The sequence below is a fragment of the Alphaproteobacteria bacterium genome (assembly GCA_002869105.1).
In the GTDB taxonomy this organism is placed as follows: domain Bacteria; phylum Pseudomonadota; class Alphaproteobacteria; order UBA7879; family UBA7879; genus UBA7879.
The window spans coordinates 43,961-69,417 of record PKTP01000002.1 but is presented as its reverse complement, the minus strand read 5'-3'; the positions used below and the strand labels follow the sequence as shown (position 1 = coordinate 69,417).

Here is a 25,457-nt window from a genome sequence, read left to right as displayed (position 1 = left end):
AAAAACCCTTAGAAGTAAAATTTTTTAAATTGCTGAATGCGCTCGTATGATTCATCAATGCGTTTAGAGAGCGCTCTTGCCTGGTGTTCCTCACCTTGAAGTGTTTTTTCAACATGTTGAAAAATTTTGTCTACTTTTGAGGAATCATGCTCTTGAAATTGAGAAATGATCAACACATCATTGCCAGCCAGGATTGCTCTGATAATCTTATCACCCAACTCAAAGTCATCAAGAGCCCCCCATCTCTAAATCATCACTCACAAATAAAATGTCAGATGGCCATTTAGCACGCTGTTCTTGAATAACTTTAACTGAAAAAGTCAAGCTAGGGGATTCTTTATCCAACTTCTTGTGCACGGAGTGTGCTGTCATCACTGGGATAATTTGACGAGAGTTTTCTTTATGTATTTCTGACACCAATAGATTAAAAGGCTCCATGTCTCGCTTTTGATCCCAAACCTCTGTTAGGTCTGTCATGCCCTGATGCGTATCACCCGTATCAGCACCCAAACCTGGCCAATGCTTTAGACAAAAGGCCATCCCAGATTTTTGGATTGCCTCTATAAATTTACGGCTATATTTAACAGCTATTTCTGGATCTCTTGAAAAACTTCTCTCAAGTCGGCCAATACATCCTTTTTCCGTCTCAACTTCGGTATCGGCAACAGGGGCTAAATTCCAATTGATTCCCAAACCCGCTAGCTGCTGCATATATTTTTGTAACAGTGCCTCTGCTTCCTCTTCAGGCATCTTCGCTAGTTTTTTTGCCGACGGTAATTGCACTTTGTAACCATATTCTGAAAGAAACCGTTTTACATACCCACCTTCTCCATCAATGGCTATTAAAAGCGGCGACTGTTTTTTTGCTTTTTCCTGAAAAAACGCTGAGAGCTCTTTAAGTTTTTGTGGGCCATCTTGTGTGTTTCTTCCAAGAAGCAAAACCGCTCCAACTTTGCCATCCTCAATATGACGCCCCATCAGCTGCACACTTTCATCTTGGGGAGTGGTTCCCAAAAAACCTACCATAAGCATGGCGCCAAGCTTAGCTAAAGTTTGCTGAATAATTTCTGGGGTCATAAGATACTCACTATAAGGTGTTCATGTAATCGATATCATAGGTTTTTCTGCAATTCAAATTTTCTACAAAAGCTTTAGAGGCAGTGCCTTCAGAAACTCTCTCATTCTAGACCTTAAGAAACGAGCTGTAATGGCCCAATAAAACGCCTAAAACTACGGAGATATACGCCAATAATTAAGCTTGAACTATTATTGGTTATCCTTAATACTAATTTTTGGCTTTAATAAAATTGGAGCCCAACCAAGGTCGGGCTCCAGTCTAACAGGGAGGCTTCACGTCTGGGAGACGTATGAGGTCTAATAATTTGACCTCACTTCTGGGTATTGCACCCAGAACTCGGATCCACTATGCGCGGAAATTTCGTAAAACTCGATGTCAATATACATCAAATTTCATTTATTCAAAGCTTTTTTTATGTCTTTTGTGAATAATTGCACAATATCACCAGAAAATTAATTAGAATCAATGGTATATTTTAAAGTTTAATGAGTATTTTTCTTATGATGGCCCTTGATAAGCATGAACTGTGAACAGTGGTCATGAAATTATCTTCGCCAAAAACAATTGAACTATTGACCTTTTGTTGAAGTTCTATTATTGATCATAACGTGACTGGAGACATATTATGGCTAAAAGCAAAAAAACAGATCTTTTTAAACTGGAAAGCACGGCGGGTACCGGATACTTCTACGTCCGCAAAAAAAATCCAAAGCAGATGACTGAAAAGCTTGAGCTTATGAAATATGATCCAAAAGTCCGCAAACGCGTTCTGTTCAAAGAAACAAAGCTTAAAAAAGGCAGCTCTTAATCTGCTGTCTTGCCAGGCTCTGCTAGCCTCAAAAAAAAATACCTAATAATTTCAGCACATTATATCCATCTCCTTACAGGAGACTGAAATCTGTGAAATTTTTCTAGATTCATTTCTCCCTATTTCTTGTTACAGTATAAGTATTCAACACGTATAACTTTATTACTGGAGGTAACACCATGTCTCTAATCAACAGAGTTTTATCCTTAAAAAATAAACATGAATTCATTGAACACTCTCTGCGTCACGAGATGTCTCGACCAAGCCCGGATATCATATTGGTACAAGATTTAAAAGTTAGGAAGCTCCACATTAAAGAAGAACTCGTACGTTTGGGCGCTATTTGAGTCTTTATCGGCCCATAAAATAAAAAGTGGCGCTCGGTGCGGTTAGCATAAAAAACATAATCAAAGGCAAAATTTCGCCCTTTAATGGGTTCATGTTACTGACTATGACGCCTAGCTGTATGTTAAAGACACAATAAGCAAGAAAAACAAAGCTGATCAAAAAGGCAACACTCCACCAAATACCTAAGACAAGACCTTGACTCAGCGTCACTTTTTTAAGCCGATACGATAAATAAAAGCAATAGATACCATACAGAAGCACACTTGTAAGACTATTCACCCAGAATTGCCACTGATTACCAAACCGCCCAGAGAGAAAAACTTCGTGAACAGAAATATTTGCCAGGGGGAAAATACCGAGCGCAAGCAATATCAGATTTAAAATAAAATATTTTTTTAAAAGAGTGCCCAAAAACTTCATTTGAATCCCGCATAACATATAAATAATAGTATACAAGGAGCCGTATAGAATCAATGCGTTTCAAGACCTTACCAAGACAGCAACGATTTCAATGTGATAACTCCCATAAAATTGATCGATGGGAATTATCTCCATAGGGCTATAACCAAATTTATCTAAAATCATACAATCTCGGGCAAAAGTATCAGGATTGCATGAAACATATATAATTCTTTCAACATCACTTTTCCCAATTTGAATGAGCTGGTCATACGCTACGCCGACACGGGGTGGGTTAATCACAATACAGTTATACTGAAGAAGCTCTGATTGGCTGAGCGGCGACTCTTTTAAATCCCGCGCCTCTACCTTGGAACTTGTTACTTCCCCCCTGCTTAAAGCCCCCCTAAGGCTGCGCACAGCATCTATATTAGATTCATAGCCATGAACTCTATGGCATCGGCTTAAAGGAATTAAAAAGGTTCCCAAGCCACAATAAAGATCAGCGATCATGAGAGGCCTCTTCTCTGTTGGCAAAAAAGATGCCACGATAGACTGCATCGCCTTTTCAGATGGGTAGCTCGCCTGCATAAAGGCATCTTGATGAATATAAACCTTAAGGCCATCAATCAAAATGAACGGATCCTGTAGGACAAAGCTTTTTTCTTGATAAGTTAATCGAGTCACCCCATTCCTTTTCATGAAATCAAGCGTTTGTTTTTCATTGGCACACAACCCTTTTGCATCTTTGATTGTCTGCACATCAAGATCTAATCCATTTTCAACCTTTAAAACCGATACAGACGCTTTAAATCCTTCTTGAGTGTTTTCTGTTAAGAAAATTTTTATTGGGATTAAAAGATCAGAAATGCTTTGATCAGCCACGTAACAACTCTCTAAATCAATGAGTTGATTAGAATGAAAACGCCTTAAACCAAAAATAATACGATTATTGTGCCTGAGCACTTCAAAGCGGAATCGCCGCCTCTCTCGTTGCCCGTAAGTTTGTACGGGGGAGACAGTTAAAAATCGGACACCAAAAGAATGGAGGGCATCGATCACTTTTTGGCGCTTAAAAGCCGCCTCCATATCATCTGACATATGCAATGTTTGGCATCCGCCACATCGCCCAAAGTAAGGACAAGGTGGATCTTGACGGCCTTGAGAAACCTTAAGCCACTCTTTAATAACATAAAGATTTTTCTTATTTTTGGAGAACTCTTCAACAGAAATTTTTTCGCCTGGCAAGGCATTAAAAAGCTCTATTTCTGTTGTGTTTTTATGAGGGGTGATCTTCTCAAAAACGCCAAACCCCTTTGAAGATAATTTTTTTATAGATACCTTAAGCGTTCGGCTTAAAACCATACAGACACATAACTTTTACAAGAAGATAACGTTTCTTAAGAAAATTTAAAAGCGCGTAAGCCCTGCTAATTTAAATAAGATACGATTAGGTTTCTTATCAAAGGTATATCCCTTCAGAGAGTTGCCAGCCATATTCATTGCATACGCTGCCTCTAATCTTAAGAACGATGCGCTTAAAATTGGAATTTCAACCCCAGCACCTGGGGCAAAATATGTGGCGCTGAAGCTTTTCTTCTCTCCATCAACTTTCAGCTTATAGCGCGTCCAGCCGAAACCAACCTTAAGGTATGGAATAATTTTATTTTTATCGGCATACCCTACTCTAAAGCTTGCGCCCAAGTCTAAATTGCTTGCGAGTTTTCCATATGATTTTTTCGTTGCTAAAATAGATCCATAATTGACGTCAAGTTCACCGGATAAGTATGCCTTACGAACTTTCTTGCCTCCCCCCATAATGAGTGAAGCATAAGCACCACTTCCGCCTAAATCATTTGAATTTACTTTGGCGTTCAAATGCGATGCCGTCATCCCAAGCCCTAGATAGCCTCCATTTAATTTGTGGTCATCTTTCTTAGATTTATCATCAGAAGAAGAGCCATCTTTTGGCTTTCCCAGGCTTTCAAGGGTCTTAACGCCTGCGATAGATCGAGAAGAAACCTCGAATATGGCAAAAGAAAAAACAAAAATTATAAAAAAGTTAACGCGCACCCTGTTCTCCATAAGCTGCTAAACTATTACATAGTATCATAACCACTAAGCAATAAACAATCCACTTAAAGAATACCCTACTCTGAATATACCCCCTCAACAAAAAAAGCCGAGGATAAACCTCGGCCTTCAATAAAAAACAATAGATTCTAAAATCTTACATAGAATTATATGCTTTTGAAAAGTTTGGAGGTTTGAAATTCAGCTCTAAAACAAGCTTTGCAAACCTCTATTGACAGAAGGTAATACAGCAAATAAACACTGTCAACGATTAATAAAATGAATTAAAACGATAATTTTGTTTTTTAATATTTTTTACTATGAGATCATACAATAAAATATCATATAATTCAGAGGATTTTGCAAGAGATCAAAAACCATAAAAGAAAGATATTATACAAACAGTTGATTTCCTTAAAAAAATTGTGCATTTTTAAGATATATCATTGAAATAATTTGATTTTATTATGTCAAAAAATTTTTGCATCAGCACCACAGAAGCGCAAGTTGTAAGCGCCGTTAAAGATACAATGAATATCTCTACTGCTGCCAATTTTCTGGGAATGCCCAAAACAACGCTATCTTCAATCCTCGCTAAAGTTGAGAAAAAACTTCAAAACACAATATTCATTCGCAAGCAAGGATCAGGAGAAATCAAAATAACAGAGTTTGGGAATGAAGTTATTCCGAAACTGGAAAAAATTATCTGGATCACAGAAAGCTTTCGACCCACAAAAGAGATATCTAAGAAAGTTTATAATGCCGGCAAAATAAACATCATATCAACACAAACATTTCTTGAGAGCTTTATTGCCCCTTATCTGAAAGAGTTTATTGATGAAAACCCTGAAATCAGGATTTCACTTCATCAAAAAGACAGCAACTACTATTATCAACCGAAATTAAATGATATTTTTATTGGGTGTTGGGAGTATCATACAGAGAACTATCACTACATTCTTTACCATGACTTTTGTCAAAAGTTATGGGCCGCAAAAAGCTATTTAGAAACCCACGGTAACATTGATAATATTGATGAACTTCTAAAACATAGACTTCTCATCGTTCAAACATCTATGAGCCAAGAACACTACTCTGGAAATGATTTTATTGTTCGCCGCTTAGGCATGCCGCTCTCTTCACAAAATATTATCTATGTCAGAACCGGGCTAAGACTGGTAGACGTCCTAGCAGAGAGGGGCGTTGGCATTATTGCTGCGTCAGAAGAAACAACATTGCTCAACAAACTAAAAGTTGAACCTATCCTGAGTGACATTCACGGCGAGTGCGTTTCATTTTATGTTAAAGTTGAAAAAAAATTCATAGAAACACCCCTGGCTCGCTATGTTGTTGATTGGATCTTCTCCTGCCGAGACAAAGCTCTTCGTAGCATAGAAAAAGAGCCAAAAACCAATTATGAACCTTTTAGGCCTGAGAAAGATTAAAAGTCTTAATTCTCTCGCTGTCCTGCATACCCAATCAAGGCAAAAAGCTCTTGCTTCTTCTCCAAACACCCAACTTCAAAGGTGTCTATCAACTGTTCAGCGCGCGCCTGAAAAGTTCTGATCTCCTTGTGTATCGCATTATTAATATCATAAGTTTTTAATAGAGCCTGCGCTCTACTAAACTCAGAGTCAGTCCTTGCACTTTTGCTAAAGACGCACTCCCAGAAAGCGCGATCTTGATGACTTCCTCTCTGATAACAAAGCATTACAGGCAAGGTGATCTTCCCTTCATAAAAGTCATCACCATAGTTTTTACCAATATTTTCAGCCCCAAAGCCATAATCTAACAAATCATCTTTGAGTTGAAAAATCTGTCCTATAATCAATCCTATTTCTGCTGTTATATGCCGATCACTCGCTGACAAACGCCCTAACACTGAGCCAATTTCACAAGCGGCCTGAAAAAGACTAGCTGTTTTTGCAGCATTAATTTGATAATAATCCTCAACTGTAATGGTTAGATCTCCCAACAAAGAAAGCTGTCTAATCTCTCCTGTGGTGATTTTCTTTGTAGCACTTGATAAAATCTGCAATGCCTCGGGACAATCTGCCGTCATGACACTTTCAAAGCTTTTACTAAAAAGATAATCGCCCATTAAGATTGCAAGCTTATTGCTCCATAAACTATTTATCGTAGGCTTGCCCCGTCTGATACTGCTTTCATCAATCACATCGTCGTGCAATAACGTTGCTGTATGGAGCAGTTCAAGGGCAGCTGCAAGATAGATCTGTTTTTGATCAGGGTTAGGGTGCGCAGACATTTTTGAACAAATGAATAATAAAAGGGGCCGGATTCGCTTGCCGCCCAAATCAAAGATATGATGACCCATCTGCTGGATCAAAGAAACCTTTTCATCCATAGAATCGATGATAAATTGGTCTAATAGACCCAACTCATCTTGATAAGCTGAACGAAGCTCTAAGAAAGATAAAAAAGGAGGGTCTCCCGATAACTTTATTGCTGATGCACGCGCCATTGTTAAAATGTCTAAATCCTGTATACATTAGATCATATCACTGAGACAAAACAATAAAAATGCCACCAAAGATTCAAGATTTTACTGTTGACGAGTTTCTGGGAGGGAGCTTTTACCTTAAACAGCCCCAAAAAGGGTTTAGAGCCGGCACGGACAGCATCTTACTCGCGGCCTCAATTCAACTTAAGGACACAGATTCCTTCTTAGAATTGGGGTGTGGAAGTGGCGCCGTATTAATGGCCCTTGCACACCGCTATCCAAACCATACTTTTCAAGGCATTGAGCTTGATAAACAAAGTTACGAATATGCCATTGCCAATACAGAAAAATTACAAAACCCCGCAAAAATCCATCTCCTTGACGTTAATAATATAACAAAGCTTCCAGCATATAGTCATTTGCAACAAAATGCCGATTCAATTGCGATGAATCCGCCCTTTTTCCAAAACTCTTCCCAGCAACAGAAATCTATGAGTCGGATGCTCGCAAGGGCCTTTTTTAATCAAGCCGATGAGTTAAGAACTTGGTTCAAAACTGCTAACTTCCTCCTCCGAGATCAAGGCTTATTAACCATCATCTACCCAACTTTGTCACTGGACACGGTAATTACCGTTGCTAGAAAATCTGGTTTTAGGGGGTTCAACATTTACCCCATTTGGCCCAAAGAAAAGACAAGCTCCAAAAGAGTTCTTATCAAAATGCAAAAGAATTCCAAAAAACCAGCAACGCTTCGTTCTGGGCTCATACTCCATGAAGAAGATGGAAGGCTAACCTCTGATGCTGAGAGGGTTCTACGCCATGGGTATGCGCTTAATATAGATCATTAGTCGATAATTATTCTGCCTGGTTTGATAGTGAGAGACCGCTGTAAAGTTGGTTTTTAACTTTAAACTGATCAACGTGATGCTTAAACGGCACACTATACTCTATAAAAGCACTGAGACCCCACTTTAACATTCCTCGCACACCCCAATCCCCATTCCCGAAAGCATGCTTGTGCGCTCTGTGGACACTTTTAAGCCCCGTTTCCAGACTTTCCCTGTCTCAAGATATGAATAGACAGTCATCTTTTTCAAAAAATCATCGATGGCAAGCCCATAGCGCACCTCAATTTTTGCCTGAACTCCAGAGTCACCAACTAAAACACCCACGGGAGGCGCAAAAGAAAAGGGAGCACCCCCATAAAAAAACCGCTCCATATAAACGGGTTGGTTTAACGCATACTGCCCTCTCATCGAGCAAACTAAACTCCAAAACTCATCAATGGCATATTGCTGAGAAAGAGCTGCCGTGATTTTTCTAAAATTCAAATTTCCACGTTGATCTGTGCCCCTTTGGTGTGAGTTTTCATCGTTGAGCCCATGATGATATCCAACATTTAACTCCGTTTCTCCCCAGTCATAATCCATTTTTTCAAAATGACTTAAAAGATGAAGGACCAGGTTTTTTTGTTGAATATCTCTTTGAACACCTTGTTGGGATTGAGTGCGTTCTGTAAAGTTTTTGCGATCCAACATCAATCTTGCGTGCCCTTGAATTTGGTGACTCAGCGATAAATCTTGCTCTAACCCTATCCCATAAGACTTGAGTCGGCCACGCGCCCGCGTTAATCCTTGCAACCTTAAATCTGGTTGGTCTCGTAAAAGATCGGTAAAGATAAACGCTCTGGTTCCTAGATCCATGATGGGCGCTGAAAACTCTGCGCCATAGTGCATTAAGCGATTAAACTTATGCGTCGGATAAACAGCACCAAAGACTTTTAGTTGATCCCCCGTGCCAAACAAAGAATTAAATTGAACATCTCCTCGCGCCACCCAACTGCCAAGGCTTTCTGGCATTGTATTTGAAACACCCATCTTATGCGTAATGCTCTGACGGGCAATAATAGCTATAATTTCACCCCCATTTTCATCCTCAACTTGCGTTGACTTTAAGGTAAAAGACAGCGTATGTCCTGGCTTCCGACGAACTTTATCAATGACTAAGTTAAGGGAATCTATATTAAAAGGGCGTACTATTTTTAGGTTTTCAATGTCTTTCTTAAGATCATCATCACTGGGCATATTTATCCAGCGAAACGTTGTTTTAATAACGCTGTTTTCTATGGCTTTGAGGCGAACCACTCCCTTTTTCAATTGTTGAAAAGGCACATAAACATAACTAAATACATATCCCTTTTCTTGATAGAGCTTGTTAAGGCGCTGAGCTAAAGATTCAAGATCTGCAGTTGTGATTGATTTACCGATGAGATCTTTGGACATCTCAAGAACTTGCTCATCCCCAAAAACTGAGCTCCCTTCCAGTGTAACCGAGTAAAGCGTTAAAGGCTTTGGAGTGCCGGTAAAGTAATCCGCGGGCTCTTGAATATTGATATCAGATGTATCATAAGCGGCTTGATTTTGACTCAACATCAGCGACTGACGCACCGCTGCGGGACTGGGCCTAAAATTCAGCCCGTCACTATCATACAAGAAAACAACATGTGTCAGCAGAAATAAGAGACATATTTTTTTAAACATGCAAAGCCTCCCCCCTTAACAGTAACACGATACGTGAAGTATGTGGTTAAGAGCAAGGATTAATGAATCGACAGCATCAAAGGAGAACGACTTCCGCTCTGGATAGTGGATCTTTTATTCTTGTTCATGTTTTTGCTTAAGCGCTGTAATGAGCTTTGTAAAGTCTTCAACACTCGAAAAATCCTTATATACCGAGGCGAATCGAATATAAGCCACTTCGTCTAACTCTTTTAAAGAACTAAGAACATAGGCACCGATTGTTTCTGTTGTAATTTCAGACTCACCACATGTTTCAATCTGTCGAATAATTGCATTGACAACACGCTCAATTTGATCTGTTTTCATGTGCCTTTTTCGTACCGCTGTGTAAATCGAGCGCGCCAACTTTTCCCGGTCAAATGTCTCTCGGTCACCGCTATTTTTAATAACAGTCACAGGGCAGAGTTGAACACGTTCAAGCGTTGTAAACCGAGACCCACACTCTATGCATGACCGACGGCGGCGGATAATAGTATCTTCCTCATTCGGCCTGGAATCTTTAACTTGGGTATCTTTAAAACCACAAAAAGGACAGATCATTTCTTTACTTTAACTATGCGTTGAATAGAATGGGAAGGATTGTGCAATAGCTGTGACAGATTTCTCAAAACCCAACAATTCAGGTTCAGATAATTGTCTTTTAACGGATAAATTTTCGACAACATCCGCAATCATCCCCCCAATTTTAGTGAGTTCCTGAGCCCCCATACCACGGGTGGTAACAGACGGTGTTCCCAGTCTAAGTCCAGAAGTTATCATTGGTGGTTGAGGATCAAAAGGAATGGTATTTTTATTAACAATGATTCCTAATTTTTCTAGAACTTGCTCAGCTTCTGCACCAGATACATCTTTATTCCTCAGATCAATCATTAAAAGATGATTCTCTGTTCCGCCGGTTACCAAATTAAAATCACGCTCTAAAAGCGTGCCAGCTAAAGTTTGTGCGTTTGCCACAACCTTTCTCATGTATTCCTTAAAGTCATCTTTAAGAGCTAAGCCAAAAGCCACAGCTTTGCCAGCAATAACGTGCATTAAAGGGCCGCCTTGAATACCAGGAAACAAAGAGGAATTAATTTTTTTAAATAAATCTTTATTGTTGCTAAGGATAATACCTCCCCGTGGACCACGCAGGGTTTTATGAGTGGTGCTTGTCACAACATCAGCATAGGGCAAGGGACTTTGGTGCATCCCTGTTGCAACCAATCCTGCAATATGCGCCATATCAGCCAATAAGAAGGCGCCCACTTCATCAGCGATTTCTCTAAATTTTTCATAATTCAAGGGTCGTGAATATGCAGAAAATCCAGCAATGATAAGTTTTGGTTTTTCGCGGCGCGCAATAGCTGCAACCTCATCATAATCAATCAGGCAGGTGTTTTTAGAAACGCCATATGTGCAAACATCAAACCATTGACCCGACATATTAAGAGGATGCCCATGCGTGAGATGCCCACCAGCAGCTAAATCCATCCCAAGAATTTTATCTCCTGGCTTCAACAAAGCTAAGAAGACAGCCTGGTTTGCTTGAGATCCTGAGTGCGGTTGGACATTGGCAAAGTCACATTTAAATAATTCCTGAGCCCGTGCAATGGCTGTTTTTTCCACTTCATCAACAAATTCACATCCACCGTAATAGCGTCGCCCTGGGTATCCTTCAGCATATTTGTTTGTCAGTACAGAGCCCTGGGCTTCCATCACGGCTTTAGATGTTAGATTTTCTGAAGCAATCAAATCAATGTGATTGTTTTGGCGCTCAAACTCTTGATCAAGAAATCTACTGATAACCGGATCAGCTGCCTGCAGGGTTTCACTAAACAGTGTCATTGGATCTCCTCAATTAATTTAACTCTCTTTTCATGTCGGTCACCAGAGAAAGACGTGGCCAAAAATTCATTTACGATTTCTCGAGCTTGTTCATTTTCTGTAAATCGTGACGCTAAAACCAAAACGTTTGCATCGTTGTGTTCACGGGCGAGCCGAGCAAATTCAGGCGTTAGACACAGAGCCGCTCTTACACCTTTATACCGATTAGCAGCAATGGACATACCAAGCCCCGACCCACAAATAAGAATGCCTCTGGTAACTTTTTTTTCTTGAATGGCTTGGGCAACCTTCCTGGCATAAGGGGGGTAGTCCGTTGATTCGGCCGTAGGCGGGCCATAATCCTTAAAATCAACTTTTTCTCTCTGAAAAACGTTAAGCAAGAAGCTTTTAAGCTTAAAGCCAGCGTGATCACTTGCAATGCCAATCATGTCATTCTTTTTGATTAAGGTATTAAACTCTTTAAGCAGAGGCAAAATCTTTACCCATTTCTACAATTGTTTGCACGGATAGAGATTCAGGTCGACTGGTTGGCAAAACACCATGCTTTTTTAAAAAAATCTCGGGCATAGAAACCTTACCATTTAAGATGGATTTCATCATCTTGCGTCGTTGATGAAAAATCAATTGGGTGAATTTTTCTACATTTTGAAGATCGCTTTGGACAATTTCTATGTTGCGCTTTTTCAAACGCACAACACTCGACGTAACCTTTGGCTGAGGCCTAAAACAACTTGGTCCAACATCAAAAAGACGGTCACAGTCATAAAGCCATTGCAGCATAATCGATAAACGCCCATATGTTTTGGAACCATGCTTAGCAACAATACGCTGAGCAACTTCTTTCTGCACCATCAAAATCATTTCTTCGATGTGTTGTGACTTGATCAAGCTCATGATCAGCGGCGTGCTAATATTATAAGGCAAGTTACTAATTAAGCGATAGGGCTTAGATTCTAGAGTTTTCCAATTAATCTCTAAAGCATCTGCCTGAATTATTTCAACTTTAGGATATTTGATGCCGCCAAAGACATTCTGCAAATGCTCACAAAACCGCGGGTCTTTCTCAATTAAGATAACTTTAATAACGTTCTTTTTCACCAACAAATGCGTCAGTGAGCCAACCCCAGGACCTATTTCAACAATGACGTCATCAGAATTGTAGTGCAGAGACTCGACAATTTTTGACTGTTGGTTCGGATCAATTAAAAAGTTTTGGCCCAGAGACTTTTTGGCCTCAAACTGGCGCACCCATGAAAAGTTAAAAGTTGTCATTCATTTAAATACGAACGTCGATAAAAGATCGACGGCGAAGAGAGGTTAATCTTTTAGTGGACAATTCATTAAATTTTTTCTGTTCCAGATTCTCTCTTACGACCTGCTTTTTTTCCTGAAGATCGTCTGATTGGCCTTGGGTATGCTTTTCGCATACCATAAAGAAAAGAACAGAACGTCCTTCTACAGGAAGAGGGGGAGACACAACACCAACCTCTAAATTAGCTAAGACTTCATCCAGCCCGCCACTCAATTGTTCTGGATTGATGTTTTGGTGATAATGCAACACAGCGCCCTCAATTTTATCAGCCGCTTTTTCAAATGCTTTACATGATTTAACATTTGACATAATGGCCTCAAGCCTTGAAATTTCTTCTTCTTTTTGCTGGTCGGACATCATGAGCGGGAAAGGTACTTCCATTTGACGGACGGTTAACTTTTGCCGGGCATCTTCAGGTGATTGCCGCGCCCTCACTAATATAAGGTGCACAGCACCGTCATGGTGAATTGGCTGAGTCACAGCGCCAATTGGTGTTTGCTTAACCACTTCAGCGATCGCTTTTGGTAGTTGCTCTTCTTCAACCCAGTCAATGTCGCCTCCTCTGATCGCAGAGGGATTGTGTGAAAAGTCATGGGCAAGCTGACCAAAGCTCTGGCCGCTTTGAAGAAGCGTCACAATTTCTTGGGCCTTGTTCTCAATGGCAAGAGCCTCAATTGAAGAGTCATAAGGCAAAACAATTTCTGCAAGGAGGTAACGCACGCGATCACTGTTTTGTTTCAACCGCGCCATTTGATCAATTTCTTGATCGCTCAACTCCACAGAACTGGCTAAGTATCCAATCAGTTTTTGCCACGCAATTCCTGCCTTTAGCTGTTCCATAAGGCTCTCTTTTGGAATTTGATTTTCCTTAAGCTTTTTAAGAAGCTCGCCAGGCTGTAGATTATTTTGTTTTTCAATATATTGAAACTGTCGATTGATCTCATCTTCTTGCGCAACAATGTCGTATAAAGCTGTCTCTTCAAGCTGAAGACGCTCATCAATCATTTGCCTGAGGGCTTTTCTTTTGAGAAGCTCTATCTGATTTTCATCCGGCCGTTGCGGCACGCTCATTAAAATCAATTTCATTCTGTCATCGAGATCTTTGCTTGTGATAACACTCTTGTTAACGACAGCGACAATCTGCGTTGAGGCGTTTGTCAAGAACGGCACACAGAGGAGAAATATTAAATTCAAACTTAAGAAGAGTTTTTTTAGTTTGGACATTTTGAGAATATCGTCTAAAAATTGTTATCAACACTATTGTCACTGTTTAAAAATTTGTCAAATAGAAAGCACGCAAACCTCAATTTTTATGCTTAAATTTTCACCATGCCCCGCACATTAAACCGTTATCTTTTTATGAAAATCTTGCTTACATCCCTGTCTCTTGGGATTGTCTTGATTGCGGCTATTTGGATTTTACAGTCTCTTAAGTTTGTTGAGCTTGTTCTGAGCACGAAAGCATCTATGAAAATGTTTTTTAAACTTTCTCTTCTCACCCTTCCAGATCTTTTCTCTCTCATCATCCCGATATCTGTGTTTATATCAACGTTGATTATTTTAAATCGGATGATTAATGATCGCACGTATAGCGTGATGCAAAGTGCCGGTCTTTCTCGTTTTAAAATATGCATTCCCTTTATTCAATTTGGATTAATTGTGGTGCTTGTTTTGTACAGCATTAACCTCGTTATTGCCCCAGTTGCGCAGACAAAGATGCGAAAGCTTCAAAATCAACTCAAGTCAGCGCTGCCAATTGTTCTGATTCAAGAGGGGGTTTTTAATGAAATGGGCAAAATGGTTATCTATGTTCGTGAAAAGAAGGGGAACTACTTAAAAGGGGTCTTTGTCTCAAGCACAGAGCAAAAAAACAGAAGCAAACATCACGTTATCATCAGCGCCCAACAAGGGCATTTAATCGTTGACAGCCAAGATCCAAAAATCCTCCTGTTTAATGGAATGCGTCAAAGCACAGATCCGCGCACGAACAAATTATCGACTCTTTTCTTTGAAGAGACAATTGTTGGCCTGCAAAAAGATGAAGATAAAAAAACCACGTCAACCAGGCCTCAAGACATGCCTTTTTTCAAGTTGCTTTATCCGGATTCTCGTTTCAGCCACGCAGAGAAAAAGCGGATGAAAGCTGAGGCCCACCAAAAACTAACAACACCCCTGCTTGTCATCATATTTGTGCTTATTGCTGCTTATGCACTGACATCGGGGCAATTTTCAAGAAAAGGTCAGGTGAAAAAAATTACCTATGCCGTCACAGCTGTTGTACTGGTGCAAGCCGGTGTTTTGTTTATTATCAATCAAAGTATTAAGTTCCCTGAGGCAATTTTCATCAATTACTCGATCCTATCATTACTGATTTTATTGCTTGTCAATGGCTTAACAGGTATTTTAAGTCAGAAAAATCATTTAACCCTGCCACAACAAACGCTGATGTAAACGATCATGGTTCTTTTTTCTTATATCTTCAGACAGTATTTAAAGTGGTTCGCGGTTGTCTTACTCTCTTTCTCAAGTGTGATTATTTTATTGGATTATTTTGAATTATTCAGAAGAGCCCGTAATAAAAACGATATAGGATTTGCGATCATCAGCAAGATGGTTTTCTTTCATTTTCCTGATATCATTAAGCAGCTCATCCCCTTGATCGCCCTTTTTTCCTCACTGATTTTATTTATTAACTTAGGCCGCAGCTCTCAGCTTGTTATTATGCGCATGTCAGGATCATCCCTGAGACGACTTTTAATTCCGGTATTTGCTGTTATTGCACTCTACACCTCTTTTGATTTTATGTTTCTAAACAGCATTAGCGCCCAGCTCATGCAAAAATTTGAAAGCTACAACAATAGGCTCTTCAAGGGCAATGATAATACAATACGTTTATCCTCATCCGGGTTATGGTTAAGGGAAAGCAAAGAAAATCAATATACCATTGTACAAATCAAACGCATTCAGTTGTCAAAAGGATTGCTTCATGGTTTAAGTCTTTATGTTTTTAGTGATCAGAACACCCTCTTAAAAAGAATTGATGCTGATAAGGCAATGATCACACCTGATGGATGGCTTGTTATAAATGCCAAAGTTCTCAAACCCAACAGACAGCCAAAAATCATGGCATCCCTCAAATGGCAAACGGAGCTGGATCTAACAAGTATTGAAAGTCAATCATTGGGACCAGATACTATATCCTTTTGGCAGCTCAAGAATTACATCTCAATTTTAAGGAACGCCGGTTTATCAACGGTAAAATATGAGATGCTCTGGCATGGAACTCTCTCTCAACCCCTGCTCATTTTAACCATGGCCTTTCTAGGAGCGCTCGTATCTTTTTGGGCCATGCAACGCCGAATGAATATTCCAATCGTTTTAGTCATAATTGTGTTTGCTTATATCATATACGTCTTGTTTAATGTAGTCGGTGCAATGGGACGAAATTATACAATTCCTGTTTTTTTAGCAGCTTGGGCCCCTCCGATGATGAGCCTCTTTTTTATATCTGCATTGCTACTTCACTTTGAGGAGAAGGTATGATCAAACACGTTTTTATATCCTTTTTTATGTTGGCAAGCCTTCTGATGAGCCCTGCCATATGTGCTGAAATCAGGAGCAAAAAGCCTTTATATCTCTCGGCCCTCAGCGTGCAACACGACAAAACCCAAGAAAGTGTTGTTGCCTTAGAAGAAGTCACAATTTCAGATGGGGTTGAAACGGTAGAGTGTGAAAAACTTACCTATATAAAACCACAAAACAAACTCATCGCCGAAACAAACGTTCGTTATTTCACGAAAACCGGTGACATTATCACCGCTGATTATCTTGAGCTCTCCGATAACTTTAAAAACGGCATTATGGATCAGTTTGGCATTTTACTTGAAGATGACAGCCGGGTAACAGGCGAGAAAGGAAATAAAAAAGACGAGATTATCGAAATCGACAAAGGATCTTTCACGCCCTGTTATTTATGCGAAGATGATCCAAGCTCTCCCCCGTTCTGGGCATTAAGAGCCTCCAGCATTGTTCGTAACAAACCGTCTGAAATCGTAGAATATTACAATGCACGCATGGAAATCTTTGGTGTCCCGGTTTTTTACACCCCCTACCTTTATCATCCCGATCCCTCAATCAAAAGAAGATCTGGGTTTCTTTTTCCTGAAGTATCAAGAGGGAGTCGCTACGGCACAGCCATCGGTCTTCCTTACTTTTGGAATATGGGTCCTGATGAAGACATGACAATCACCCCCTTTCCCCTTGTAGAAAGTGGTGTTGGATCATTTCTTAAAATTGAACATCGCCGTCATTTTGGATATGGAAAAATCAAAACCCACGCAAGCATTGGTAATACCTACAACAAGGATAAGCGTGATATTGATCGTAGACATGATAAAAAAAAGGTCATGGGGCACTTATTTTCTGATGGAGAGTTTAACATTAATGAGCTCTGGCGACTGAGATATCAACTGCAAAAAATGGATTCTCAAACATACCTCAAAAGATTCCCTTTTTTAGAGGATCCTCAAAATCCAATTTATTCAAAAAACACACTTGATAGTTCCTTTCACCTTGAACGATTTGAGGGGAACAACTATGCCGATATTAGCGGTCACTGGTTCCAAAACCTACGGGAAAATGAACCACGCAAACAAACGCCGGCCGTCATCCCGTCGCTCTATTATCAACATGTGACTGATCCCGGCCAATATGGTGAGGTTTGGCAACTAACACTTGCAAATATTTTCTTAACCCGTCCAGAACCCGCGCCAGGGCGCATTATCCAGGGGATCCAAGAACAAGGCAGAGCGCGCGAGCTGAATCGCTTTGTTGCTGATGGACAATTTTATATCCCCTACATCACACCTGATGGCTCTATCTGGTCTGCGCAAGCAAATGTGAATACCCGTATTTACAGTTTTAGTGGGTATGAGCCTGGGTTGAACCGCCCAAGTCGCTCTGGAACCGAAGGATCTCTTTTCCCACAACTTACCCTTGGATGGCGCAAACCCCTATCAAACGTGATCGATGACAGGCATGAAGTTGTGATTGATCCAACAGTCTATTTTGTAACCAGTTCTAGGGGTGTCAACTCTGACCGATTCCCCAACGAAGACAGTCAAGAGTTCGAGTTCAGTGAAAACAACCTCTTCACCTCTAATCGGTTCCGTGGTTTTGACATGCTGGATGAAGGAACGCGTCTTAATTATGGTGTTCAATCTTACGTACTGAAAGATAGTCGAACCCTTGTTCGAGGCTTCTTAGGACAAAGCTTTAGCTTTAATGAATATTCACATATTAGAAATGCTGAAATGAAAGGATTACATAAAAAATTCTCTGACTATCTTGCCAGCCAGTACATCAGTCCTTTCCAAGACTACAGCATATCAACAAGTTTGTTATTAGATCGAACAACCTTTAAACCAAAAAGCGTTTCCGCCTCTCTTTATGCTGGCCCTCCCGTTTTTAGACTCTGGGCAACGTATTCATACGTTAAAGCGCGCTCAATTACGACGCCAAAGAAACCGAAATCACATCAATTGAACACCGGATTTTCTTCAGTTATGTCAAAAGAATGGTCCACAACCTCCTCATTGGGATATGATCTTATTAACCCCAAAAAGCTACTTTATGTAAAATTTGATCTTACCTATCAAAATGAATGCTTTGGGCTGATAACTTCTGTAAATCGAACTTTCTTCAGGTCAAGAACGCTTAGGCCACAGACAACGGTCATGCTAACCTTTAGCTTTAAACACCTTGGATCTGTTGGTAAAACCATTGTTGACGATAAGCCAGCTCCATTAAATCAAGGCACACAACCGTGAAACTAACAAACTTTTTTCTCCCTATTCAACGCAACAAGCCCCAAGAGGCGCAAATCCTATCACACCAACTTATGCTCCAAACAGGCATGATTAATGCCGAAGCAGCTGGCTTATACAGCTGGCTTCCTCTTGGTTTGCGCGTCCTAAAAAAAGTTGAAAATTTTATTAGAGTGGGGATGAGCTCAATCAATTGTCATGAACTTTTAATGCCAACTGTTCAACCTGCTGACTTATGGCGCAAAACAGGGCGTTATGATGCTTATGGGCCAGAGACCTTACGGTTTTTTGATCGCCACAATCGAGAGCTTTTATATGGCCCAACCAATGAAGATATGGTCACAGAAATCTTTGGTCGCGCGATTAAAAGCTATAAGCAACTTCCGTGCCGACTGTTTCAAATACAATGGAAGTTTCGTGATGAAATTCGTCCAAGATTTGGTGTGATGCGGGGGAGAGAATTCTTAATGAAAGATGGCTACTCCTTTGACTTAACGCCCCAAGAAGCTGAGGAAACTTATTGGCTCTTCCTTAAAACCTATGTCAAAATTTTTGCCACAATGGGCTTGAAAGTGATCCCAGTTAAAGCGCCAACTGGTCCGATAGGGGGCGATTTAAGTCACGAATTTCATATTATTGCTGGAACGGGTGAAAGCACACTTTACTATGATCCACGCTATGATTCTTTGGACCTAAGCCAAGATGACGCAGTGGAAGAGCTTCTTAATTTATACGCCGCCGAAGAAGAAATTCATGATCCGTCCAAACAAACGATCGAATTAAATCAAGCCCGTGGCATTGAAGTGGGTCATATTTTTTATTTCGCCGACAAATATACTAAAATCTTAGATACCGCCGTCACAACACAAGAAGGGCGCCCCACATACCCTCTTGGAAGCTCCTATGGTATTGGTGTTGGTCGGGTGGTTGCAGCATCCATTGAAGCCAGCCATGATGAGCACGGTATTAAATGGCCGCTTAGCTTAGCCCCGTTTGATGTTGGACTCATCTCTTTGGGAATGAAAAATGCTGAGGTTTTAAGAGAAAGTGAAAACTTATATCAAAAACTTCGGAATATGGGAGCAGAAGTTCTCTATGATGATACAGATGAAAGCCCTGGCAATAAATTTAATCGCATGGACTTGATAGGGCTTCCTTATCAAATGATCATTGGGCCTAAGTCCCTCACCAAAGGAGAGGTTGAAATCAAAGAGCGTGAAACGGGACACCGTCAAGATCTTTCCTTTGAAGCCGCTCTTAATTTTCTGAGTCATAAACTTAGTCAAGAAGTTGCCCGTCAACGCTATGGTTAAATGCATGAATCCATTTCTTTTAACCATTGCATGGCGCTATCTTACTGGCCGGAAGGGTGGTACCAGCTTTGTATCATTCATGACTCTTTTTTCATTTATTGGAACAGCGCTTGGCATTGCTGTTCTGATCCTTGTCATGGGTGTCATGACCGGCTTTCACAAGCAGCTATTAGATAAAATCCTTTCTTTCAATGCCCACGTAACCATCCTAAGCTCAACAGATAGGATTCATCAGTATTCAAATCTCGTTGAAAAGCTCAATCAACAGCCTGAAGTCACATCGGCTTTACCCGTTGTGGAAGGACAAGGCCTGCTGATCATGCCCAGATCATCATACGGGGTCTTGATCCGGGGGTATTGTCAGGATGATTTTACACATTTGAATACGCTCTCAAAAAAAATTATTCAAGGCAATGCTCTCTCTATTTTAAATGCTGAGGATACCATTCTTATCGGCAAACAGCTTGCTCGCCAGCTTTTCCTAACCGTTGGTGATCGAGTTAAAGTTATGTCCCCCCAGGGTCAAAAAACACCCTTTGGATTAGCACCCAAACAAAAAACATTTACGATTGGCGGCGTCTTTGATTCTGGTAAGAGTGATTATAATAAACTTTTTCTCATCACCTCCCTCAAATCTGCGCAACGTTTCTTCAGCCTTCAAGAGAGTGTATCGCTGATTGAGGTAAACGGTCCAGATCCTGAAAGATTACCCCCCCTTAAAAGTAAAATAAGAAACATGTTAAAACAGACAGGTCTTCATCAATTGGATTGGCAACAAAGGAATAAATTATTTTTCGCAGCCCTCGTCGTTGAAAAGAATGTCATGTTTATTGTTCTGTCTCTCATTATTTTGATTGCGGCCTTTAATATCACAACTGGATTGACCATGCTCCTGCGCGATAAAACCAGAGACATTGGCATTCTCAGAGCAATAGGCCTCACCAAAAATCAGATTGCGATCATTTTTTTATATATTGGCCTTTTGATTGGCTTTCTTGGGACAGGCCTTGGCGTTGGATTAGCGCTTCTCATCGGTCACTATCTTGAAGATATAAGACAGTTCTTGCAATCAATCACAGGCACAACAATTTTTGATGAAGAAATTTATTACCTCACCCGCCTTCCGGTTGAAATTCAACCATTAACAGTTTTAAAGATCGCTGGCATATCTATTGTTTTTACTTTGCTAAGCACCTTCTATCCTGTCTGGCGCGTTAAGAAATTGAATCCTGTTGAGGCCATTCGATATGAGTAAAGCCCAGCCCGTTCTTAGTCTGCACAACATCAATAAAAGCTATGCCATTGCTGGCCAAGAAATAAAAATACTCAACAATATTAACCTCGCCATTGGTCCCAATACATCCATGGGCCTTATGGGGCCCTCTGGCTGCGGAAAATCTACGTTGTTAAACATAGCAGGCTTACTGGATGCGGCAGATCACGGATTCATTCAAATTGGCCGCCATCAAATCCAACAAGGTAAGGCATTTCAAAAAGCATCAGACCAAAGCCTTTCTCAACTCCGTCTGGCGTCTATAGGATTTATTTTTCAATTTCATCATCTATTATCTGACTTTACAGCCCTTGAAAATATCATGGCCCCGATGCGGCTTTTGTCCACGCTTTCACGCAGTGAACAAACAGAACGAGCCCATTATTTATTAAACGCTGTGGATATGAGTCACCGTCTTAATCAATACCCTCAGCATCTATCCGGGGGTGAAAGGCAGCGGGTGGCCATCGCAAGGGCTTTAGCGAACAAGCCTAAGATCCTCCTTGCCGATGAGCCAACTGGAAATCTAGATGAAAAAAATGCCAGTGAGGTTTTTGAATTGCTTCTTCAAACAATCAAGCAAGAAAAAACATCTCTATTAATGGTCTCACACAATCAAAGTTTACTGGCACGCATGGACCAAACCTATCAACTTAAGAATGGGATTTTGGCCCCATGGAGCTAAAGAACCCCTTCATTCATCTTAGGGCCCACTCAGATTATTCATTGCTCGAATCCACGCTCAAACTAAAGAAAATCATAGAGCTCACCAAAGAAGAAAAAATACCAGCAGTCGCTGTCACAGATCACAACAATTTATTTGGTGCTTTAGAGTTTTCTCAACTCGCGATCAAGCAAGGTATCCAACCGATCATCGGTGCAGAACTGCTGGTCAAAAGACCAACCTCCATAAAAGATACAGCAACCCCTCAACATTTTGATACGCTTGTTCTTCTGGTTCAGAGCGAACAAGGATATAAGAACTTAATTAAACTTGTCAGTCAGGCCCATTTAGACGTTGCCATTAATGAAGTTCCTCATGTTACTTTTGAGCAATTAAAAACTTATCATGCCAGTTTAATCTGCTTATCTGCCAGCACGAAAGGGGCTATTACACGGCTTATAAATGAGGGTAATTTAAAAGAAGCAGAAAGTTACATCGACCTCTTAAAAGAGATTTTTGCTGATCAATTCTATCTTGAGTTAACGCGCCAAGGGTACCTAGAAGAAGTCAAGGCTGAACCTTTTATATTGGAACAAGCGCAGAAAAAATCTATCCCCATCGTCGCAACCAATCCCTATTATTTCCTGACACCCTCGATGCACGAAGCTCATACCGTTTTGATGTGTATTTCTGATGGAACATATATCCACAGCGAAGACAAACGCACTGTTTCCCCTGAGTCTTATTTTAAATCACAATCTCAAATGACACAGCTCTTTGAGGATTTACCCGAGGCGCTGGAAAATACAGCGCTCATCGCACAAAAATGCGCTTTTCATGTCCAAACGGCGGATCCAATGCTGCCACGATTTGAGAGCAGTTCGGGCTTGCCTGAACCAGAAGAAATGCGTCGCCAGTGCTTCGAAGGGCTAAAAATTAGACTTGAAACACTGGTTTTCACAGACACCCACACCCCTGAAGAAAAAAGTGAAATTAAAAAGTCCTATGAAGATCGGCTTGAACATGAACTTAAGATCATCAATCAAATGGGCTTTGATGGTTACTTCCTGATTGTTGCTGATTTTATTCAGTGGGCTAAAAAACAAAAAATACCTGTCGGTCCTGGTCGTGGGTCAGGTGCAGGATCACTGGCAGCCTGGTCCTTAACCATTACAGATATTGATCCCATACGATTCAATCTTCTTTTTGAACGCTTTTTAAATCCAGAGCGGGTGTCCATGCCCGACTTCGATATCGATTTTTGCCAAGATCGCCGTGATGAAGTCATCCAATATGTTAAAGAGAAATATGCCGCCAATCAGGTTGCTCAAATTATTACCTTTGGTAAATTACAAGCGCGCGCTGTTGTACGAGATGTCGGCCGCGTTTTACAAATGCCTTATGGTCAAGTTGACCGCTTGTGTAAAATGATTCCAAACAATCCAGCAGACCCCCTGACATTGCAGGAAGTCTTAGACAAGGATCCTGTGTTACGGCGCCTGGCTAAAAACGAACCAGATGTTCAAAAACTGCTTGCAACAGCCCTCAAACTTGAAGGACTTTATCGACATGCCTCTTCCCATGCGGCAGGCCTAATCATTGGGGATCGAAACTTAAGCGATGTCATCCCTCTCTATCGCGATCCCAAATCAGACATGGCCGTTACCCAGTTTAGCTTTAAACTCGTTGAACAAGCTGGCCTGGTCAAGTTCGACTTCTTAGGCCTCAAAACACTCAGCATTATTGAGAAAGCGGCTGATTTTATTCGCGAAAAACATGATAAAAACTTCGAGATCAGCCTCCTGCCCTTAGATGATCCCAAAACCTACAAACTGCTACAGAGCATCCAAACAACAGGTGTGTTCCAACTCGAGAGCACGGGAATGCGTGATGTGCTGCAGAAACTTGCGCCTGATCGCTTTGAAGAAATTACAACACTGGTTGCTCTTTATCGCCCTGGCCCCATGGATGACATCCCGCGTTATCTTGCTTGTAAACATGGCCATGAAGAAATTCATATCCCCCACCCCATGCTACAAGAAATTTTAGAATCTAGCTTTGGGGTGATGGTGTATCAAGAGCAAGTGATGCAAATCGCTCAAAAAATGGGGGGATATAGCATGGGCGCTGCTGATCTCCTCCGCCGAGCCATGGGGAAAAAGATAAAATCTGAAATGGATGCCCAGCGTGAGATTTTTGTTAAAGGAGCCATTGCTAATAAAGTTTCTGAGGAAGTAGCGAATCAAGTATTTGATCAAATGGCGAAGTTTGCAGGCTATGGGTTTAACAAATCGCACTCGGCGCCGTATGCCTTATTAGCCTATCAAACCGCCTATTTAAAAGCCAATTATCCTGTTGAATTCATGACAGCCCTCATGACCTATGATCATGCCAACACCGATAAGCTCACGCTATATCGACAAGAGTGCCAAGCCATGGGGATTGATATTCTCCCCCCCAGCGTCAATCATTCTGATGTTATGTTCAGCGTTGAAGGGGATAAAATGAGCTATGCCATAGCAGCTATTAAAGGAGTTGGAGAACATGCCGTTGATGAGCTTGTGACCAATCGTGCTGCAGAGGGGCCGTTCAAATCCATTTGGGATTTTGCCTCCCGGCTCAGCGGCAAAGTCGTGAACAAAAGATTGATTGAAAAGCTGATCATGGCAGGCGGGTTTGATGAGATAGAACCCAATCGAAAGTTACTCTTTGATAATCTCGACATCCTTCTAGAGTATGCCGCAACCCAAAGACAAGCCAAAGAAAAACAAAAAATTAGTCTCTTTTCTTCCAGTGAAACCAGTATTCAAAAACCAACCCTTACTCCTGTTAAAGCGTGGGATCAAATTGAAAAACTTCAAAATGAGCATGAAGCCTTAGGACTCTACTTATCATCTCACCCGATCCAAAGCTATCGCTCTCTCTTTCCCCATGCGTCCACCAGTCAAAATATCGAGGGCCGCGTTGATCAAACCATTCAACTCCTAGGTGTGATCACGGCCAAGCAAGCCAGGACAGGAAAGAATGGGAAGAAGTTTGCATTCCTAACCTTAACAGATGAATTTGGCACCTTTGAGGCAGCTCTTTTTGGCGAAAAATTTCGCGAATATGCCGACCTGATTGAAGCTGGGATGTTGGTTAAAATAGCAGCAAAGGTTCGCTCCTCTGATGGAGGCCAAAACCGCCTGATTCTAGAATCCTTAACAGACATCACCAAAACCAATGCCCAAACTGTGAAACATATTGAAATTAACTGCCAAGAAGAAACAGATTGGCAAAAACTCAAAGAAATCTTTAGCCTCCTTGAGAGCAATACAGGTACTGAACCCAGAATCATTATTCAAGCCCCTGACAATGGGTATGAATGCCACCTCGGTATCAAGGTCGATGCACAGCCGGAGCAACTGGAAGATGTGCATCAGGTGTCTGGTGTTGCTTCCCTTAAACTAGGTTGAATCAGTCTAAGGACTAACGACTATGAGAAAAGGAAAGTTATCTCT

General features: G+C 40.9%; 23 protein-coding genes. 11 read left to right on the top strand and 12 right to left on the bottom strand.

Features of this window, described 5'->3' with window-relative positions; genetic code table 11:
- Nucleotides 1-8 precede the first annotated feature (8 nt).
- Entirely contained in the window at nt 9-218 is a 210-nt protein-coding gene (locus C0582_00640) for a hypothetical protein (GenBank protein ID PLX30415.1), read from the bottom strand.
- A gap of 10 nt (nt 219-228) precedes the next feature.
- On the bottom strand, nt 229-1,077 hold the full coding sequence (locus C0582_00635; protein PLX30414.1) for a hypothetical protein: 849 nt from the start codon (nt 1,075-1,077) through the stop codon (nt 229-231).
- A 626-nt stretch (nt 1,078-1,703) separates the two neighbouring features.
- On the opposite strand from C0582_00635, the gene rpmG reads away from it, so the two are divergent.
- Both rpmG and C0582_00625 read left to right on the top strand, forming a co-directional pair.
- The gene (rpmG, locus tag C0582_00630) at nt 1,704-1,886 is read left to right on the top strand and encodes a 50S ribosomal protein L33 (GenBank protein ID PLX30413.1); all 183 of its coding nucleotides are present in this window, start codon (nt 1,704-1,706) and stop codon (nt 1,884-1,886) included.
- 179 nt (nt 1,887-2,065) lie between these two features.
- A complete protein-coding gene (locus C0582_00625) occupies nt 2,066-2,233 on the top strand; it encodes a hypothetical protein (GenBank protein PLX30412.1) in 168 nt (55 codons plus the stop codon).
- 4 nt (nt 2,234-2,237) lie between these two features.
- On the opposite strand, the gene C0582_00620 is transcribed toward C0582_00625, so the two are convergent.
- The 3 genes from C0582_00620 to C0582_00610 are packed head-to-tail and all read right to left on the bottom strand — an operon-like array spanning nt 2,238 to nt 4,718.
- Complete coding sequence (locus tag C0582_00620) at nt 2,238-2,654, bottom strand: hypothetical protein (GenBank protein PLX30411.1); 417 nt, start codon at nt 2,652-2,654, stop codon at nt 2,238-2,240.
- 60 nt (nt 2,655-2,714) lie between these two features.
- The gene (locus C0582_00615; protein ID PLX30410.1) at nt 2,715-3,998 is read right to left on the bottom strand and encodes a hypothetical protein; all 1,284 of its coding nucleotides are present in this window, start codon (nt 3,996-3,998) and stop codon (nt 2,715-2,717) included.
- 45 nt (nt 3,999-4,043) lie between these two features.
- Nucleotides 4,044-4,718 carry a hypothetical protein gene (locus C0582_00610; protein PLX30409.1) on the bottom strand — a complete coding sequence of 225 codons (675 nt, stop codon included), beginning with the start codon at nt 4,716-4,718 and terminating at the stop codon, nt 4,044-4,046.
- A gap of 455 nt (nt 4,719-5,173) precedes the next feature.
- Between C0582_00610 and C0582_00605 the strand changes: the two genes are divergently transcribed.
- Nucleotides 5,174-6,151, top strand: coding sequence for a hypothetical protein (locus C0582_00605; protein ID PLX30408.1), 978 nt, complete (start codon nt 5,174-5,176; stop codon nt 6,149-6,151).
- A gap of 5 nt (nt 6,152-6,156) precedes the next feature.
- Here C0582_00605 and C0582_00600 read toward each other — a convergent pair whose 3' ends face one another.
- Nucleotides 6,157-7,188: a hypothetical protein gene (locus C0582_00600; GenBank protein ID PLX30407.1), complete on the bottom strand. Its 1,032-nt coding sequence runs from the start codon at nt 7,186-7,188 to the stop codon at nt 6,157-6,159.
- A 59-nt stretch (nt 7,189-7,247) separates the two neighbouring features.
- On the opposite strand from C0582_00600, the gene C0582_00595 reads away from it, so the two are divergent.
- Entirely contained in the window at nt 7,248-8,015 is a 768-nt protein-coding gene (locus C0582_00595) for a hypothetical protein (GenBank protein PLX30406.1), read from the top strand.
- 123 nt (nt 8,016-8,138) lie between these two features.
- Here the strand turns inward: C0582_00595 and C0582_00590 are convergent, their stop codons facing one another.
- The 6 genes from C0582_00590 to C0582_00565 form a co-directional block, all read right to left on the bottom strand.
- Nucleotides 8,139-9,707: a hypothetical protein gene (locus C0582_00590; protein PLX30405.1), complete on the bottom strand. Its 1,569-nt coding sequence runs from the start codon at nt 9,705-9,707 to the stop codon at nt 8,139-8,141.
- 114 nt (nt 9,708-9,821) lie between these two features.
- Nucleotides 9,822-10,286, bottom strand: coding sequence for a transcriptional regulator NrdR (locus tag C0582_00585; GenBank protein ID PLX30404.1), 465 nt, complete (start codon nt 10,284-10,286; stop codon nt 9,822-9,824).
- Between the two features lie 9 nt (nt 10,287-10,295).
- Entirely contained in the window at nt 10,296-11,570 is a 1,275-nt protein-coding gene (gene glyA, locus C0582_00580) for a serine hydroxymethyltransferase (protein ID PLX30403.1), read from the bottom strand.
- Nucleotides 11,567-11,998: a ribose 5-phosphate isomerase B gene (gene rpiB / locus C0582_00575; protein ID PLX30402.1), complete on the bottom strand. Its 432-nt coding sequence runs from the start codon at nt 11,996-11,998 to the stop codon at nt 11,567-11,569. The genes glyA and rpiB overlap by 4 nt, the downstream gene beginning before the upstream one ends.
- 31 nt (nt 11,999-12,029) lie before the next feature.
- A complete protein-coding gene (gene rsmA, locus C0582_00570) occupies nt 12,030-12,842 on the bottom strand; it encodes a ribosomal RNA small subunit methyltransferase A (GenBank protein PLX30401.1) in 813 nt (270 codons plus the stop codon).
- A gap of 4 nt (nt 12,843-12,846) precedes the next feature.
- Nucleotides 12,847-14,106 (bottom strand): hypothetical protein, encoded by a 1,260-nt coding sequence (locus C0582_00565; protein ID PLX30400.1) that lies wholly within the window; start codon nt 14,104-14,106, stop codon nt 12,847-12,849.
- A gap of 105 nt (nt 14,107-14,211) precedes the next feature.
- Between C0582_00565 and C0582_00560 the strand changes: the two genes are divergently transcribed.
- From C0582_00560 to C0582_00530, 7 genes are read left to right on the top strand one after another with little or no spacing between them, the layout of a single operon-like run.
- Nucleotides 14,212-15,333: a hypothetical protein gene (locus C0582_00560; protein ID PLX30399.1), complete on the top strand. Its 1,122-nt coding sequence runs from the start codon at nt 14,212-14,214 to the stop codon at nt 15,331-15,333.
- A 6-nt stretch (nt 15,334-15,339) separates the two neighbouring features.
- Complete coding sequence (locus C0582_00555; protein ID PLX30398.1) at nt 15,340-16,425, top strand: hypothetical protein; 1,086 nt, start codon at nt 15,340-15,342, stop codon at nt 16,423-16,425.
- A complete protein-coding gene (locus tag C0582_00550) occupies nt 16,422-18,710 on the top strand; it encodes a hypothetical protein (protein ID PLX30397.1) in 2,289 nt (762 codons plus the stop codon). The genes C0582_00555 and C0582_00550 overlap by 4 nt, the downstream gene beginning before the upstream one ends.
- Entirely contained in the window at nt 18,707-20,020 is a 1,314-nt protein-coding gene (locus C0582_00545; protein PLX30396.1) for a proline--tRNA ligase, read from the top strand. The genes C0582_00550 and C0582_00545 overlap by 4 nt, the downstream gene beginning before the upstream one ends.
- On the top strand, nt 20,013-21,275 hold the full coding sequence (locus tag C0582_00540) for a lipoprotein-releasing system transmembrane subunit LolC (protein ID PLX30395.1): 1,263 nt from the start codon (nt 20,013-20,015) through the stop codon (nt 21,273-21,275). The genes C0582_00545 and C0582_00540 overlap by 8 nt, the downstream gene beginning before the upstream one ends.
- Complete coding sequence (locus C0582_00535) at nt 21,268-21,978, top strand: hypothetical protein (protein ID PLX30394.1); 711 nt, start codon at nt 21,268-21,270, stop codon at nt 21,976-21,978. The genes C0582_00540 and C0582_00535 overlap by 8 nt, the downstream gene beginning before the upstream one ends.
- Nucleotides 21,969-25,412, top strand: a complete 3,444-nt coding sequence (locus tag C0582_00530; GenBank protein PLX30393.1) for a DNA polymerase III subunit alpha — start codon at nt 21,969-21,971, stop codon at nt 25,410-25,412. The genes C0582_00535 and C0582_00530 overlap by 10 nt, the downstream gene beginning before the upstream one ends.
- Nucleotides 25,413-25,457 lie beyond the last annotated feature (45 nt).

What these genes read in the sequence shown, in the direction of transcription:
- C0582_00610 (PLX30409.1), bottom strand. Translation starts at nt 4,718, where the DNA reads ATGGAGAACAGGGTGCGCGTTAACTTTTTTATAATTTTTGTTTTTTCT.
- C0582_00625 (PLX30412.1), top strand. Translation starts at nt 2,066, where the DNA reads ATGTCTCTAATCAACAGAGTTTTATCCTTAAAAAATAAACATGAATTC.
- C0582_00555 (PLX30398.1), top strand. Translation starts at nt 15,340, where the DNA reads ATGGTTCTTTTTTCTTATATCTTCAGACAGTATTTAAAGTGGTTCGCG.
- C0582_00585 (PLX30404.1), bottom strand. Translation starts at nt 10,286, where the DNA reads ATGATCTGTCCTTTTTGTGGTTTTAAAGATACCCAAGTTAAAGATTCC.
- C0582_00540 (PLX30395.1), top strand. Translation starts at nt 20,013, where the DNA reads ATGGTTAAATGCATGAATCCATTTCTTTTAACCATTGCATGGCGCTAT.
- C0582_00550 (PLX30397.1), top strand. Translation starts at nt 16,422, where the DNA reads ATGATCAAACACGTTTTTATATCCTTTTTTATGTTGGCAAGCCTTCTG.
- C0582_00535 (PLX30394.1), top strand. Translation starts at nt 21,268, where the DNA reads ATGAGTAAAGCCCAGCCCGTTCTTAGTCTGCACAACATCAATAAAAGC.
- C0582_00615 (PLX30410.1), bottom strand. Translation starts at nt 3,998, where the DNA reads ATGGTTTTAAGCCGAACGCTTAAGGTATCTATAAAAAAATTATCTTCA.
- rpmG (PLX30413.1), top strand. Translation starts at nt 1,704, where the DNA reads ATGGCTAAAAGCAAAAAAACAGATCTTTTTAAACTGGAAAGCACGGCG.
- C0582_00595 (PLX30406.1), top strand. Translation starts at nt 7,248, where the DNA reads ATGCCACCAAAGATTCAAGATTTTACTGTTGACGAGTTTCTGGGAGGG.
- C0582_00605 (PLX30408.1), top strand. Translation starts at nt 5,174, where the DNA reads ATGTCAAAAAATTTTTGCATCAGCACCACAGAAGCGCAAGTTGTAAGC.
- C0582_00600 (PLX30407.1), bottom strand. Translation starts at nt 7,188, where the DNA reads ATGGCGCGTGCATCAGCAATAAAGTTATCGGGAGACCCTCCTTTTTTA.
- rpiB (PLX30402.1), bottom strand. Translation starts at nt 11,998, where the DNA reads ATGATTGGCATTGCAAGTGATCACGCTGGCTTTAAGCTTAAAAGCTTC.
- C0582_00635 (PLX30414.1), bottom strand. Translation starts at nt 1,077, where the DNA reads ATGACCCCAGAAATTATTCAGCAAACTTTAGCTAAGCTTGGCGCCATG.
- C0582_00565 (PLX30400.1), bottom strand. Translation starts at nt 14,106, where the DNA reads ATGTCCAAACTAAAAAAACTCTTCTTAAGTTTGAATTTAATATTTCTC.
- glyA (PLX30403.1), bottom strand. Translation starts at nt 11,570, where the DNA reads ATGACACTGTTTAGTGAAACCCTGCAGGCAGCTGATCCGGTTATCAGT.
- C0582_00620 (PLX30411.1), bottom strand. Translation starts at nt 2,654, where the DNA reads ATGAAGTTTTTGGGCACTCTTTTAAAAAAATATTTTATTTTAAATCTG.
- C0582_00560 (PLX30399.1), top strand. Translation starts at nt 14,212, where the DNA reads ATGCCCCGCACATTAAACCGTTATCTTTTTATGAAAATCTTGCTTACA.
- C0582_00590 (PLX30405.1), bottom strand. Translation starts at nt 9,707, where the DNA reads ATGTTTAAAAAAATATGTCTCTTATTTCTGCTGACACATGTTGTTTTC.
- rsmA (PLX30401.1), bottom strand. Translation starts at nt 12,842, where the DNA reads ATGACAACTTTTAACTTTTCATGGGTGCGCCAGTTTGAGGCCAAAAAG.
- C0582_00530 (PLX30393.1), top strand. Translation starts at nt 21,969, where the DNA reads ATGGAGCTAAAGAACCCCTTCATTCATCTTAGGGCCCACTCAGATTAT.